Genomic DNA, 15,210 nt, shown 5'->3' with positions numbered 1-15,210 from the left:
GAGCTTAATCCTCAAACGGATCGGTCACAAGTATGGTGTCATCCCGCTCCGGGCTGGTGGACAGGAGCGCGACGGGCGCCCCGATCAGCTCTTCGACCTGGCGAACATATTTGATCGCCTGTGCCGGCAGATCCGCCCAACTGCGGGCGCCGACGGTCGATTCCTTCCACCCTTCCAGCGTAATGTAGATCGGTTCGACCCTAGCTTGCGCTCCCTGGCTTGCCGGAAGATGATCAATCTGTTCGCCGTCGAGCATATAGCCGACGCAGATCTTCAATTCCTCGAGACCGTCGAGCACGTCGAGCTTGGTGAGCGCGATGCCCGTGATGCCGTTGGTGGCGATGGATTGGCGCACCAGTGCGGCGTCGAACCAGCCGCAGCGCCGCTTGCGTCCGGTCACCACGCCGAATTCATGACCTTTTTCGCCAAGGAATTCACCGATCGCGTCCTTCAGCTCGGTCGGGAACGGGCCTTCGCCGACGCGCGTCGTATAGGCCTTGGTGATGCCGAGGATATAGCCGAGCGAGCCGGGTCCCATGCCTGAACCGGCAGCGGCCTGACCGGCCACCGTGTTCGACGACGTCACGAAAGGATAAGTGCCGTGATCGATGTCGAGCAGAGTGCCCTGCGCGCCTTCGAACAGGATGCGGGAGCCCTTGCGACGCTCCTTGTCGAGGAAGAGCCAGACCGTATCACGGAAGGGCAGCACCCGATCGGCGACCGAGGTCAGTTCGTCCATGATCGCCTGGTGGCTGACTTCGGCAACGCCGAGGCCGCGGCGAAGCGCATTGTGATGCGTCAGAATACGGTCGACCTTGCCGGAAAGACTATCGAGATCGGCAAGATCCATGACGCGGATGGCGCGGCGGCCGACCTTGTCTTCATAGGCCGGACCGATGCCGCGGCGTGTCGTGCCGATTTTGGTGCCGCTGTTCGACGCCGCATCCTCGCGCATCGCGTCGAGCTCGCGGTGCAGCGAAAGAATGAGCGTCGCATTGTCTGCAATGCGCAGATTGTCAGGCGTAACCGTCACGCCCTGCGCCTCCAGCCGGCCGATCTCGGCGATCAGCGCATGCGGATCGACGACGACACCGTTGCCAATGACGGCCATCTTGCCCGGGCGCACGACGCCGGACGGCAAGAGCGAGAGCTTATAGTTGGTGCCGTCGATGACGAGCGTATGGCCGGCATTGTGTCCGCCCTGATAGCGCACGACAATATCCGCACGCTCCGAAAGCCAGTCGACAATCTTGCCCTTGCCTTCGTCACCCCACTGCGAACCGACCACGACTACGTTCGTCATCCAACTCTTCCTGTTACCGGCGCGGAACCGCGCACCTGCTCAAACCCGCGCATCTATAAAGCTTTGTTTTTTGGAAAGCGACCCTGTTGTCACAGCAGATTGGGCTTTTTACGTGACAAATCAGCAGCCGACAGGCTATTTCCCGTCACAAAACGCCGCACGGCGATCGCGGAAAGACGGGAAGAACGCTCTTGCAAGCCACGGCCTATATCTGCCTCGTTATCGCCACCCTCTGCTGGGGTGGTAACTCCGTCGCCGGCAAACTCGCGCTCGGGCATATCAGCCCGATGATGCTGACCTTCCTGCGCTGGTTCCTCGCTGTGGCGGTGATCGCCGTGATTTCAGTACCGCAACTGCGCAAGGACTGGCCGGTGGTCAGGAAGAACCTTCCGCTGCTCCTCTTCTACGGCGTCATCGGCTACACCCTTTTCAACGCCATGCTTTACTCGGCCGTGCAATATACGACTGCGATCAACGTCGCCATCGAGCAGGCCGGCATCCCGATGCTGATCTTCCTGCTGAATTTCATGTTCTTCCGTACCGGCATTTCGCTGGCGCAATGTCTCGGCTTCGGCATGACGCTAATCGGCGTCGCTTTGACCGCCGCACATGGTGACCTCTCAACGCTGCTGCAACTAGGCCTCAACCGCGGCGACGGGCTGATGCTGATCGCCATTGCCGCCTATTCGGTCTACACGATCTTCCTGCGCTGGAAGCCGCCGCTGGACTGGCGCACGCTGATGGCGGTCCCAGCGCTTGGCGCCATGCTCACCTCGCTGCCGCTGCTCCTTTGGGAGGCCGGCCGTGGCGGGGCGCAGTGGCCGGACCAGGCCGGCTGGGTCATCACTCTCTACACGGCGATCTTCCCGTCACTAGTGGCGCAGATCCTTTATATCAAGGGCGTGGTGGCAATCGGTGCCAACCGGGCCGGCCTGTTCATCAATCTCGTGCCGGTGTTCGGAACGCTGCTCTCCGTCGCGCTGATCGGCGAGCAGCTGCAGTCGTTCCATGTGATCGCGCTGGTGCTGACCTTAGGCGGCATCGCGATCGCCGAAAAGGGCCGGCCGAAAGCTTCGGCACAAACCGTGCCCGCCTCACCCGTGGACTAGAGCCTAACCGAGTTCCAGCGTCGTCACGCCGAAGACGTGCTTCAGCGGGATAGCCGGCGCCGGCCCGCGATACATGCGTGTCGTCTCGAACACCGGTTGAAGACCGAGCCCTTCGGCAAGCGCGACTGCCTCGTGGTTCGCCGTGGGAATATCGATGAAGACCGCGGCCCCCTTCGCCTCGGGGATCAATTCGGCAAGCAGCGCGGCAGCGCTATCGGCATCGTTGGCAAAGAGTGGGCCGATCTTGTAGCCATCGTAGCAGCGGCGGATGGTGCCGTAACCGCGGATCTTGTGGCTCTTGCGCACCACCGCCGAACGACGGCCCTTGCGGGCGGTGCACCAGGCAGCGAGAAAGGCATCCCGCGGCTGCGGAAAGATCGCCGAATCATATCGCTGCAGGCCTTCGAGGCGTGAATCCAGCACCGGCTGCGCGACAAGCGTCGAGACAGGCAAGGTGTTGGCGACCCCGCCGTAGCGAATTGTGGAGTAGGCCGGTTCGAAGCCGGCCTTGCGGTAGTTGTCCTGCTGTGCGGCGACGCCGTCGAGACCGATCGTGCGGTCTCCCGCGCTGGCAATGCCCGCCTGCCAGATCGCCTTGCCGTAGCCTTTGCCGCGGAAATCGGGATGGACGATGTAGAGGCCCAGGAAGGCGAAACTCTCGCCATATTTGACGACCGAGATCGACCCGACGGGGACTTCGCCGATAGCGCCGACGAAAAATCCTGACGGATCGGCATCGAGGAATGCAAGCGAATCGTCGAGGCCCGGGTTCCAACCCTCCTGACGCGCCCATTCGAGCACGAGTTCCAGTTCGCCGGGCCGCATCGAACGAACGGCAAATTCCGAATTCATGCGATTTTCCTAGATTGAATGTCCCGCAAGTCCATCCCGGCAATGGCAAAGCAATTGTCAGGTCCCAGCTCCCCGATTGCACCTGCGAATGATGGAGAGCCGCGCTCATGGACTTGACGACGCGTATAATCATTTTTCGATGCAATGCAGAAAGCTTCGTTTCCGCATTACCATGAAACAATGCCGTTGCAAGCTCAAGAAAATTACTTGCGCGCCAATTATCTTCCTGCCGATGCAGATAAAACGCCGCGCCGAAAAGACACTGCCTGCCAATTTGAAAGGCGAGGAAAGCATTTCGGCCGAAATCAGTTCCGCGACGCGGCAAAGGCGCTGTTGAAACCGACGGCGACAATGGTCGCCAGCGGACGGATCACCGGCCGTTCAGCCGCCCATCGCGGCCTTCTGCTTTTCGATCCCGCTCGTCATCGATGAGAAAAGACGGTCTGTCTCGGCCGCCGGTGCGGGATGACCGAAGGCATAGCCCTGCAGGCCGTCGCAGCCGAGCTGCGCCAGCACGACGGCATGCGCCGCGGTCTCGATGCCCTCGGCGATCACCTCGACATCGAGTGCCTTGGCGATTTCCACGATCGAACCCACGACGCGCCGCTGCTCGGCAGAGCTGACAACTTCGGTGACGAGCTGCCGGTCGATCTTCAGCCGCTTCGGCCGCAGCTTGACGAGACCGATGAGCGAGGCATGGCCCGATCCGAAGTCGTCGATCTCGATATCGATGCCCATCTGTTTGATATCGCCGATCTGATCGAGCAGTTTTTGGTCGCTGTCGTCGAGGAAAATCGTCTCGACCAGTTCGAAGACGATCGCACCGGGCGGAATGGCGAGTCTCCTCAGCTTGTCCAGCAGCGTCGGATCGGCAAGGCGCGACGCCGAGATATTGACGGCGATGCGCGGTACCGCAAGGCCGCGCAACAGCCAGAACAGCCGGTCTTCGAGAACGCTTTTCAGGATCGCCGCGTCGATCTCCGCCGCAAGTCCGAGCTCATCGGCGATCTTCAGGAATATCCCCGGGGCAAGCACGCCCTTCTCGGGATGTTTCCAGCGCGCCAGCGCCTCGAAGCCGATGACTTCCCGCGTCCGGGCGTCGAGCTGCAGCTGATAATAGGGAACGATCTCGCCGCGCTCCAGTCCAAGCTTCAGCTCTTCGGCGAGGCGGCGCTTGGAGCGCAGATCCTCCTGCAGTTGCCGCGTGAAGAATTCGACGCGGTTCCGCCCGAGCTTCTTGGCCTGGTAGAGCGCCAGATCGGATTCGGCAAGCAGGTTGCGCGCCCGCCGATCGCCGCTCCAGGAAACGCCGATCGAGGCGCCGGATTGCAGCATCTCTTGGCCGAAGCGGATCTTCTTCCGCAGCCGGCGCTGGAGATCCTCGGTGATCAGCTTCAGCTCGGTGAGATCGGTGAAATTGACCAGCACGATGACGAACTCATCGCCGCCAACGCGGGCAACCGTGCCATTTACAGGAATGGCAGCGATGATGCGAAGGGCTGCCGCCCTGAGAACAACATCGCCTGCGGCATGACCGTGGCTGTCGTTGATCTGCTTGAACTGGTCGAGGTCGAGATGCAGGACCGCAAGCGCGGTGATGCTCTTGTCGGCCGGCAGTTCCGCCAGCCGCTTGTCGAGAAGGCGCCGGTTCGGCAGGCCGGTGAGATAGTCGTGATCGGCGACATGCTCGATGCGCGCATTGCTTTCCTCGAGCGCCAGCGCCCTCGCCTCGGCCACCACCTTCTGCCGCGCCAGTTCCCCGTTGAGCAGTACGTCGGCCGTCACATCCCATTCGGCGCCGATGAAGGATGGCAGACCTTCCGCATCGACATAGAAATGCGCGCGCGAACGCAAATGGCGGATTTCGCCGCTGGGCAATACGATCCGGAATTGTGAGTCATAGGCGCCGCGCGTCGCGATCGCCTGCTCGAAGTCGCGTTCGGCCCGCTCGAGATCATCTGGATGGATGGCATTCGACCAAAGCGATGCCGGCACCAACCGGCAGGTCTCGCCGGTCTCGTAGAGACGATGCATCTGCGCATCCCACAAGATCCCGCCCTGCTCGATGCTATGCTCCCAGACACCGATCCGGGATGCATCGAGAGCGAGTTCGAGCCGACGCAGAAGATCCTGAAACTCGTGTTCGGATCGAGTGGCTTTGTTCTCTGGCAACGCGGTCCCAGCCTTGGAAGCTTGCATAACGGCAATATGGTCTCAAGCCGGCATTAATGAAGCCTTGTCTTGACCACCGAACTAATGACTAGGTGAACTGTTGGTTACGACTTTCCCATTTCGGATCAAAGGACTTGCAGTCTGCGGCAGCTTCAAGATCAGTGGTTGTGCCGCGGCGGTTTTTGTGCGATCTGGCGGAATTCCGTCGCTCCCTCCAGCACCGCGCCGTCCGACAATTGCGTAACCGAACGGCGATAGATCTGCTGCCATGGCGTCGCATCCGCAGGCACCGGCGGGATGCCATCGCCCTTGCGCCGTTCGATCTCGGTGTCATCGACCAGCATGTCGCAGCGCCCATGGTTGAAGTCGATGCGGATGATATCGCCGGTACGAAGCCAGGCGAGGCCGCCGCCGGCGGCGCTTTCCGGCGAGGCGTTGAGGATCGAGGGACTGTCCGCCGTGCCCGATTGGCGGCCATCGCCGATCGTCGGCAGGCTGCGGATGCCGCGCTTCAGGAGATGATCCGGAGGCTGCATGTTGACGACCTCAGCCGAACCCGGCCAGCCGATCGGCCCGGCGCCCCGGATGACGAGGATGGTATTTTCGTCGATGCCGAGTTGGGGATCGTTGATGCGCTTGTGATAGTCCTCCGAACCGTCGAAGACCACCGCCCTTCCCTCGAAAACGCCTTCGCGCCCTGGTTCGTCAAGGTAGCGCCGGCGGAAATCCTCCGAGACCACACTCATCTTCATGATCGCAAAATCGAAGAGATTGCCTTTGAGAACGAGGAAGCCCGCCCGCTCCTTCAGCGGCTCGGCGAACGGCTTGATGACCTCGCGGTCGCGTGCTTCCTTGCCTTCCAGGTTCTCGGCCATCGTCCTGCCCGTCACCGTGCGACAGTTGCCGTCGAGCTTTCCGGCCTGCAGCAGCTCCCACATGATCGCCGGCGTGCCGCCGGCGCGATGGAAGCGCTCGCCGAGATAGGCGCCCGCCGGCTGGACGTTGGCCAGCAGCGGAATGTCGAAACCATGCACCTGCCAGTCGTCGGGATGGAGTTCGACGCCGGCGTGCTTCGCCATCGCAGCCAGATGCGGCTGCGCGTTGGTCGAGCCGCCGATCGCCGAATTGGTGCGGATGGCATTCAGGAAAGCCTCGCGCGTCAGGATATCCGACGGCTTCAGATCCTCGAACACGATCTCGACAGCACGCCGTCCGGTGCGGTAGGCCATCTGGCCGCGCTCGCGGTAAGCGGCGGGAATGGCGCCACAGCCGGTCAGCGAAAGGCCGAGCGCCTCGGCCAGCGCATTCATCGTCGAAGCGGTGCCCATCGTATTGCAGTGGCCGACGGAAGGCGCAGAATCGAGTGCCGCTTGAAGAAACTCTTCCCGATCGATCTCGCCTGCCGCATATTTCCGCCGCATCCGCCAGATCACCGTCCCGGAGCCCGCCAGTTCCCCCTCGTGCCAACCGTCGAGCATCGGCCCTCCGGAGAGCACGATCGCCGGAATATCGACCGTCGAAGCCGCCATGATCGCTGAAGGCGTGGTCTTGTCGCAGCCGGTGGTCAGCACGACACCGTCGAGCGGATAGCCGTAGAGGATCTCGACGAGGCCGAGATAGGCGAGATTGCGGTCGAGTGCGGCCGTCGGACGCTTGCAGTTCTCAAAGATCGGATGCGTCGGAAACTCGATCGGAACGCCGCCGGCATCGCGGATGCCGTCGCGCACCCGCTTGGCAAGTTCGACATGCACTCTGTTGCAAGGCGTGAGATCGCTGCCGCTCTGGGCAATCCCGATGACCGGCTTGCCGGAGCGCAGCTCTTCCGGCGTGATGCCGTAATTCATGAAGCGCTCAAGATAGAGCGCTGCCATGTCGATATGATCGGGATTGTCAAACCAGTCCTGCGAACGCAGGCGCCGCTTCGGCGAATGGCTGTTCGTCACTGTTTTTCTCCCGGCCTGGCATTCTTCTTTTCAAGATGGAGGAGCAAGCCACTGTGATCCTTTTCGCCATTGCCATTGGCGACGAATTCGCTGAATTCGGCATGCACCGCCGCCGTCAGCGGCAGCGTCAGCGACAGGGTCTTGGCCGCTTCCATGGCGGCGTTCAGATCCTTCAGCTGGTTGCTGGACGAACCGCCTGGGGTAAATTGCCGTTCGACCATGCGCTTGCCGTGCAGTTCGAGGATTCGGCTCTCGGCAAAGCCGCCACGAATGGCGTCCCGGAAGGCCGCCGGCGAGCCGCCGCCAGCTTCGATCAGCATCATCGCTTCGGCGACGGCTCCGATCGTCACCGCAACGATCTGCTGGTTGGCGAGCTTGGCGAGCTGGCCCGCACCGCTCGGGCCGACGCGGGTCACCCGCCCCATCGGCGCAAAGATATCCGCAAGCCGGTCGATGACGTCCTCGTCGCCACCCGCCATGATGGCGAGCGTACCGGCTTCAGCCCCGACGACGCCGCCGGATACCGGCGCATCGACGTGATCGACGCCGCGCTCGGCAAGCCTCGCCGAATGGTCACGGGCGAAATGCGGGGCAATCGAACTCATGTCGATGACGGTAGCACCAGGCGTCATCGCATCGGCCGCGCCGCGGTCGAACAACACGTCCTTCACCGCCTCGGCGTTGGTCAGCATGGTGATGACGACATCGGCGCCTGAAACGGCATCCGCCGGTGTTTCCGTGCAGACCGCGCCGTCTCCCGCAAGCGCTTCGGCTTTGCCGGGATCGCGATTCCAGACGGTGACGGAAAAGCCCCCGCCAAGCAGCCGGCGAGCCATCGGCGCCCCCATCAGGCCGGTGCCGAGAAAGGCGATCCGCCTGCCGTCATGAGCTTTCCCCGAACCTGTCATTCAGTCCTCCCAACTGTTGTCCGTCTTTGATAGTCCGCTCGCCCACCGTTGCAAACCGTTTTGACGGACGTAACGCATTTTTGTGGTGTGTCCTTAGATGTGGGTGGTGTCGTCCGAAAACCGCGCGTACTTGTCGGCTTCATGCCCTGAAAACGATACGGGCGAGAACCGAAGTTCCCGCCCGATTTACCCGACAAAGGAAGGTTGAATTCCGTTTATTCCGCCGCGAGCCGGATGACCTCCGCCTCTTCTTCCTTGTGTTCGTCCGGCTTGTGCTGGACGAGCGGACGGTTGCCCGTCAACCGCCGCAGCAGCACGTAGAAGACAGGCGTCATGAAGATGCCGAAGAAGGTCACGCCGATCATGCCCGAGAAGACCGCGACACCCATGGCCGCGCGCATTTCCGAACCGGCGCCAGTGGAGACGACGAGCGGCACGACGCCCATGATGAAGGCGAGCGAGGTCATGAGGATCGGGCGAAGGCGAAGGCGGCTGGCCTCGATCGCGGCCTCCCGCGGTGTCCTTCCCTCGAACTCCAGTTCGCGAGCGAATTCCACGATAAGGATAGCGTTCTTCGCGGATAGGCCGACAAGCACCACCAGACCGATCTGAGTGAAGATGTTGTTGTCTCCACCGGTGAGCCAGACGCCGGTCAGCGCGGCCAGCACGCCCATCGGCACAATCATGATGATGGCAAGCGGCAGCGTCAGGCTCTCATACTGGGCAGCCAACACCAGGAAGACGAGCAGCAGAGCCAGCGGGAAGACGACGACACTGGAGTTACCGGCCAGGATCTGCTGATAGGTTAGATCTGTCCATTCGAAGTCGATGCCCGCAGGCAGGGTCTCGTGAAGGATCTTCTCGATTGCCGCTTGCGCCTGACCGGACGAGAAGCCCGGTGCCGGGCCGCCGTTGATATCGGCGGCAAGGAAGCCGTTGTAGCGGTTCGCGCGTTCCGGACCGGTGCTCGGTTCCACCTTCAAGAGGGCCGAAAGCGGGATCATCTCACCCGATGCCGACCGGACCTTCAACTGGCCGATATCTTCCGGCTGGGCGCGGAATTTCGCATCGGCTTGCACACGGACGCTGTAGGTGCGGCCGAAGGCGTTGAAGTCGTTCACATAGAGCGAGCCGAGATAGATCTGCAGTGTCTGGAAGACGTCGGTGACGGAAACTCCGAGCTGCTCGGCCTTGGCACGGTCGAGATCGGCGTAGAGCTGCGGCACGTTGATCTGGAAGCTGGAAAACAGCCCGGCGAGCTCAGGCGTCTGATAGGCCTTTGCAAGCACTGCCTTGGTCGCCTCGTCGAGCGCCTGATTGCCGAGGCCCGCACGATCCTCGATCTGCAGCTTGAAGCCGCCTGTCGTGCCGAGACCATTGACCGGCGGCGGCGGGAACATGGCGATGAAGGCATCCTGGATGACGCCGAACTTCTGGTTCAGCGCCATGGCGATTGCGCCGCCCGCGAGATCAGGCGTCTTGCGCTCCTCGAAGTCCTTCAGCGTCACAAAGACGATGCCGGCATTCGAGGAGTTGGTGAAGCCGTTGATCGACAGGCCTGGGAAGGCGATCGCATTGGCAACCCCCGGCTGCGCCAGCGCGATGTCGGTCATACGCTTGATGACGTCCTCTGTGCGGTCGAGGCTTGCGGCGTCCGGCAACTGGGCGAAGCCGATCAGATACTGCTTGTCCTGCGACGGCACGAAGCCGCCGGGAACCGTGCTGAACAGACTGTAGGTCGCACCGACCAGTGCCAAATAGATCACCATGACGATGCTCTTGCGCGACAAGAGCCCACCCACGCCCTTGCCGTAGGCATTCGAGCCCGCGCCGAAGACACGGTTGAAGCCGCGGAAGAACCAGCCGAAGATGGCGTCCATGAACCGCGTCAGCCAGTCCTTCGGCTGATCATGGCCCTTCAGGAGAAGGGCTGCCAGCGCCGGAGACAGGGTGAGCGAGTTGAAGGCCGAGATGACGGTCGAGATTGCGATCGTCAGCGCGAACTGGCGATAAAACTGACCTGACAGGCCGGAGATGAAAGCGAGCGGCACGAAGACCGCGACGAGCACCAGCGCGATCGCGACGATCGGACCGGAGACTTCCTTCATCGCCTTGTAGGTGGCAGCCCGCGGCGACAAGCCTTGTTCGATATTGCGCTCGACGTTTTCGACAACGACGATCGCGTCGTCGACGACGATACCGATCGCAAGCACCAGCCCGAACAGACTGAGCGCGTTGATCGAGAAGCCGAAGACATACATGACCGCGAAGGTGCCGATAATCGATACCGGTACCGCGATCAGCGGGATGATCGAGGCACGCCACGTCTGCAGGAACAGGATGACGACGAGGACGACGAGAGCAATGGCTTCGAGCAGCGTGTCGATGACCTTCTCGATCGAGGCGCGCACGAATTTCGTCGTATCGTAGACGATCTCGTATTTGACGCCGGCAGGCATGGCGAGCTGCAACTGATCCATGGTCGCGTTCACGTTGTCCGCGATTTCGATCGCGTTCGAACCCGGCGCCTGCAGGACAGCGACGGCGACGGCCGGCTTGCCGTCGAGCAGCGAACGCAGCGTATAGTCCGCAGCACCGAGTTCGATGCGGGCGACATCGCGAAGGCGGGTGATCTCGCCACTGGCGCCCGTCTTGACGATGATGTTGCCGAATTCCTCGGGCGTGCGCAGGCGGCCTTGGGCATTGACGTTGAGCTGCAGATCCACACCGGGCTGGCTCGGCGACGCGCCGATGATACCGGCGGCGGCCTGGATGTTCTGGGAGCTGATCGCGCTGCTGATGTCGCTGGCGGCGAGATTGTGCTCGGCGGCCTTCTGAGGGTCGATCCAGACACGCATGGAATAGTCGCCGGCACCGAAGACCTGCACCTGACCGACGCCTGCGATGCGGGCGAGCCGATCCTTGATGTTCAGGGTCGCGTAGTTGCGAAGATAGGTGATGTCGTGATCGCCCCCGTCAGAGACGAGGTTGACGACCATGATGAAGTTGGGCGAGCTCTTGACTGTCGTGATGCCGAGCGAACGGACTTCCGCCGGCAGGCGCGGTTCGGCCTGCGAAACGCGGTTCTGCACGAGCTGCTGCGCCTTGTCGGGGTCGGTGCCGAGCTTGAACGTGACGGTGACGTTGAGCACGCCGTCCGATGTCGCCTGGCTGGCCATGTAGAGCATGCCTTCGACGCCGTTGATCTGCTCTTCGAGCGGCGTTGCCACCGTTTCGGCGATGACGGACGGGTTGGCGCCGGGATAGGTGGCGCGCACGACGATCGACGGCGGCACGACCTCCGGATATTCGGAAATCGGTAGCGCGCGCAGGCCGATCAGGCCGGCAACCAGGATGAGGACCGAAAGAACACCGGCAAAGACCGGGCGGTCGACAAAGAATCTGGAGATGTTCATATCAAAGCCCTCTCCGGGGTGAACATGGATGCAAAGTCCCTCTCCGGCGGTTTGGCAGCCGCCGGCGGGTCATATCATTTCGCGTATCGGCCTTCCCCGGGGAGAGGAAGGCGAAGTCCTATTGCACGGTCGCGACCTTCTCTTCCATCTGTGGTGCGACGACTGCACCAGGACGGATGCGCTGCAGACCGTTGACGACGATCTTCTCACCGACTTTCAGGCCGCTTTCGACAACCCGCTGGCCGTCAGCCAGCGTGCCGAGCTGGACCTGTCGATAGGCGACCTTGTTCTCGCCATCGACGACAAAGACGAACTTCTTGTCCTGGTCCGTACCGACGGCACGGTCGCTGATGACGATCTTGTTCTCGGCCTTCGGCTGGCCCATGCGCACCCGCACGAACTGGCCGGGGATGAGACGCCCGCCCGGATTGTCGAAGACGGCGCGTACGCCGATCGTGCCGCTTGATGCATCGACCTCGTTGTCGATCAACTGCAGCTTGCCCTTGATCGGCGTGCCGCTGTCGGTCAGCGTGCCGACCTCGACCGGGATCTGCTCGACGGCAGGCACGGCGCTATCCGTCTGCGGAAGTTGGGCGAGCGCCCGCGTTACCATCTCTTCGCTGGCGTTGAAGCTCGCATAGATCGGATCGACGGAAACGAGTGTCGTCAGCGCCGGCGAGGCCGACCCGGCCGCGACGAGGTTACCGGCGGTCACCTCGATCTTGCCGATGCGGCCGGAAACCGGAGCCCGCACCTGCGTGTAGTCGAGATCGAGCTGAGCCGACTGCAGTGCAGCCTGCGCCGAACGCAGCCCAGCCTGAGCCTCGGCCAGCGCGCTCTGGCGCTGATCGAGATCGCTTTGGGAGATGGTGCGGTTGTCGGAAAGCCTGCGGCCGCGGTCGAGTTCAGTCTGCGCCAGGCTGACCTTGGCTTCGGCCGAAGCGACCTGGCCTTGCGCCTGCGCCACGCTCGCCTGGTAGGGGGCTGGGTCGATGGTGAAGAGCAGGTCGCCCTGCTTGACCAGCGCCCCTTCACGGAAGGCCACCGACAGGATGGCACCGGCAACACGGGAACGCACCTGCACACGGTCGACGGCTTCCAGACGGCCGGAGAAATTCTCCCAGGCCGTCACATCGTGCGCCGCAACGACGGCCACCGTCACCGGCACAGCGGGAGCCTGTGCAGGGGCGGAAGCGGCCGTGGCGGTCGTGCTCATCGGCAATTCGAAAAACAGTGCGGCGCCGGAAACGGACGCAACAAGGCCTATGCCGGCGCCCACCAGGGCCCAGCGCTTCTTTCTGGACGTCATCGGTACTCTCCTTACGGCTCAAGGCCGCCGAAATATCAGGTCTTCTTCAATGCAATTGCGGTTGAACGCTTACGTCCCGAAGGAAGCTTCCGAAATGGCGGCTGACGTTTTCCTGCCAGTCGGGCACTCCCTCGGATTTCCCACCATAAATCGAGGGCCAGCCCGTCCCGGCGGGAAGGACATGCTGGCGCACACCGACACCGGCCTGTTTCAGGCGGGCACCGTAACCAATCGTTTCATCGTGCAGAGGATCGTCCTCCGCGGTGAATATCAGCGCCGGCGCGACCCCCGAAATACGAGAACAGAGGCAAGGCGCCGCGTAAGGGTGGCAACCGCCGCCGCTCAGATAGTGGCTCCAGCCCTCCGTCCAGCGCTGGCGCATGCCGATGGCTTCGGCCTTGCGGATCGAGGACGTGCCCATGAAGGGATCAAGCAGCGGCGAAATCAGGATCTGGCCGTCGAGCGCGTCCGGCATCTGGTCGCGCGCCTTCAGCGCCACACCGGCAGCGACATTGCCGCCTGCTTCTTCGCCAGCGACGAAGAGCAACGACTTCCGATCGCCGAGACCGGCGCGTTTGTTGGCGAGATAGGTAAAAACGGAGAAGGAGACTTCCAGCGCTTGCGGGAATATGTTGCCGGAAAGACTGCTGTAATCGGCAGCGACCACGATGGCGCCGGCCTTGGCGAGGCTCATCGCCACCGGCCGGTCGATGTTCTTGTCGCTGTCCAGAAACGCGCCGCCATGCAGGTAAAGCACGATCGGCGGACCCTTGCCGTAATCGGCGCCCTGGTAGATGCGCGCGGAAACGGGGCCGATGGCCACCTTATCCAGCATCATATCTTTCCATTCCACCGTCATGCTTCCGGTCTCTTTTCCGTCGGCCACAAGCAGACATCGCCTGCAGCTTGCATTTTGTATAAAAAAGATATTGTTATTCCAACGGAGGAATAAGAAGCTATATCGCGATAACTCTGTTCCAGATCTCGAACAATGGTGCAACGCAAACTGCGGATTTGAAACCGATGGATCAGCTCTCGGCAATGCGCGTCTTCATTCGGGTCGTGGAGACGGGCAATTTCACCCGCGCCGCCGACATGCTCGCCATGCCCAAGGCGACAGTGACCAATCTCATCCAGGGCCTGGAAGCGCATCTGCGCACCAAGCTTTTGAATCGTACCACGCGCCGGGTCATGGTGACCACGGACGGCGCGCTTTATTACGAACGCGCCGCCCAGATCATTTCCGAGCTGGAAGAACTGGATGGCAGCCTCTCCAATTCCCAGAGCCTGCCGAGCGGGCGGCTGCGTGTCGAGATGGCCGGCGCTTTTGCCGATTGGATCGTCGTTCCGGCACTTTGCGATTTCTATCAGCGTTATCCCGATATCCGTATCGATCTCGGTGTCGGCGACCGGACGGTCGATTATCTTGCCGAAAATGTCGATTGCGCGCTGCGGGCCGGCACGCCGGCCGACCAGTCGCTGATTGCACGGCGCGTTTCCGAAGTCGAGATGATCACTTGCGCTTCACCGAGCTACATCCAGAAATTCGGCATGCCCGAGCGGCCGGAGGATCTGGAGGCGGATCACTACACCGTCAACTATTTCCGCGCCCAGAATAACCGAACGCTGCCCTTCGAATTCCGCCGACACAACGAGGTGATCGAGACCAGTCCGCGTTACATCGCCTCGGTCAACGATAGCCGCACCTATCTGACGGCTGCGCTGACGGGTCTCGGCATCGCGCAGGTGCCGATCTTCATGGCGCGCGAGCCGATGGCAAGGGGCGAGCTCGTCCGCCTGTTGCCGGATTGGCGTCGCGATCCGTTACCGCTCTATGTCGTTTATCCGCCGAACCGCCACCTCAGCAACAAGGTACGCGTCTTCGTCGACTGGCTGGTGAAGCTTCTGGTCGAGGCGAGACTGAACGACGTCTGAGCGCCAAAACAAATACGGCCCGGAAGGCAGGGGAAACCTTCGACGGGCCGCAATGTACAACTTTGAACATCAAGCCTGTCGCACCGTAGCAAGGACGCGGCAGGCTCTGGAGGTTCGGGAGAGAGCGGCAGGGAATTCCACTCTCTCGCGATAAAACAGATATACGCACTCCCCGCAGGATTGTAAGGAAAAATTCCGCAATCGCATTCACATAATTGCGATGACGGCTTGGCTCCGATGTTCCCGCGCGGGGCGGGCCAGGT

General features: G+C 62.1%; 11 protein-coding genes. 3 read left to right on the top strand and 8 right to left on the bottom strand.

Features of this window, described 5'->3' with window-relative positions; genetic code table 11:
* Window positions 1–4: 4 nt before the first annotated feature.
* Window positions 5–1,303, bottom strand: a complete 1,299-nt coding sequence (locus ACS4RR_RS07565; RefSeq protein WP_456189918.1) for an adenylosuccinate synthase — start codon at window positions 1,301–1,303, stop codon at window positions 5–7.
* Window positions 1,304–1,494: 191 nt separating this feature from the next.
* Here ACS4RR_RS07565 and ACS4RR_RS07560 point away from each other — a divergent pair, with 191 nt between their 5' ends.
* Window positions 1,495–2,412, top strand: a complete 918-nt coding sequence (locus ACS4RR_RS07560) for a DMT family transporter (RefSeq protein WP_260109286.1) — start codon at window positions 1,495–1,497, stop codon at window positions 2,410–2,412.
* Between the two features lie 3 nt (window positions 2,413–2,415).
* Here ACS4RR_RS07560 and ACS4RR_RS07555 read toward each other — a convergent pair whose 3' ends face one another.
* Entirely contained in the window at window positions 2,416–3,264 is an 849-nt protein-coding gene (locus tag ACS4RR_RS07555) for a GNAT family N-acetyltransferase (protein ID WP_260109287.1), read from the bottom strand.
* A gap of 144 nt (window positions 3,265–3,408) precedes the next feature.
* On the opposite strand from ACS4RR_RS07555, the gene ACS4RR_RS07550 reads away from it, so the two are divergent.
* Entirely contained in the window at window positions 3,409–3,696 is a 288-nt protein-coding gene (locus ACS4RR_RS07550; RefSeq protein WP_456189917.1) for a hypothetical protein, read from the top strand.
* On the opposite strand, the gene ACS4RR_RS07545 is transcribed toward ACS4RR_RS07550, so the two are convergent.
* The 6 genes from ACS4RR_RS07545 to ACS4RR_RS07520 form a co-directional block, all read right to left on the bottom strand.
* Complete coding sequence (locus ACS4RR_RS07545; RefSeq protein ID WP_260109289.1) at window positions 3,646–5,463, bottom strand: putative bifunctional diguanylate cyclase/phosphodiesterase; 1,818 nt, start codon at window positions 5,461–5,463, stop codon at window positions 3,646–3,648. The genes ACS4RR_RS07550 and ACS4RR_RS07545 overlap by 51 nt on opposite strands.
* A gap of 131 nt (window positions 5,464–5,594) precedes the next feature.
* Window positions 5,595–7,379, bottom strand: coding sequence for an IlvD/Edd family dehydratase (locus ACS4RR_RS07540; RefSeq protein WP_260109290.1), 1,785 nt, complete (start codon window positions 7,377–7,379; stop codon window positions 5,595–5,597).
* Window positions 7,376–8,287: an NAD(P)-dependent oxidoreductase gene (locus ACS4RR_RS07535; RefSeq protein WP_162117937.1), complete on the bottom strand. Its 912-nt coding sequence runs from the start codon at window positions 8,285–8,287 to the stop codon at window positions 7,376–7,378. The genes ACS4RR_RS07540 and ACS4RR_RS07535 overlap by 4 nt, the downstream gene beginning before the upstream one ends.
* Before the next feature lie 215 nt (window positions 8,288–8,502).
* Window positions 8,503–11,703 carry an efflux RND transporter permease subunit gene (locus tag ACS4RR_RS07530; RefSeq protein WP_260056606.1) on the bottom strand — a complete coding sequence of 1,067 codons (3,201 nt, stop codon included), beginning with the start codon at window positions 11,701–11,703 and terminating at the stop codon, window positions 8,503–8,505.
* Between the two features lie 118 nt (window positions 11,704–11,821).
* Complete coding sequence (locus tag ACS4RR_RS07525; RefSeq protein WP_260109292.1) at window positions 11,822–13,012, bottom strand: efflux RND transporter periplasmic adaptor subunit; 1,191 nt, start codon at window positions 13,010–13,012, stop codon at window positions 11,822–11,824.
* 46 nt (window positions 13,013–13,058) lie between these two features.
* Complete coding sequence (locus ACS4RR_RS07520) at window positions 13,059–13,871, bottom strand: alpha/beta hydrolase fold domain-containing protein (protein ID WP_260109293.1); 813 nt, start codon at window positions 13,869–13,871, stop codon at window positions 13,059–13,061.
* Window positions 13,872–14,035: 164 nt separating this feature from the next.
* Between ACS4RR_RS07520 and ACS4RR_RS07515 the strand changes: the two genes are divergently transcribed.
* On the top strand, window positions 14,036–14,947 hold the full coding sequence (locus ACS4RR_RS07515; protein WP_260109294.1) for a LysR family transcriptional regulator: 912 nt from the start codon (window positions 14,036–14,038) through the stop codon (window positions 14,945–14,947).
* Window positions 14,948–15,210 lie beyond the last annotated feature (263 nt).

This window comes from Rhizobium zaerense (assembly GCF_051810725.1).
GTDB lineage: Bacteria > Pseudomonadota > Alphaproteobacteria > Rhizobiales > Rhizobiaceae > Rhizobium > Rhizobium leguminosarum_I.
The sequence above is the reverse complement of the archived record's forward strand: the minus strand, read 5'-3'. Positions and strand labels throughout refer to the sequence as shown.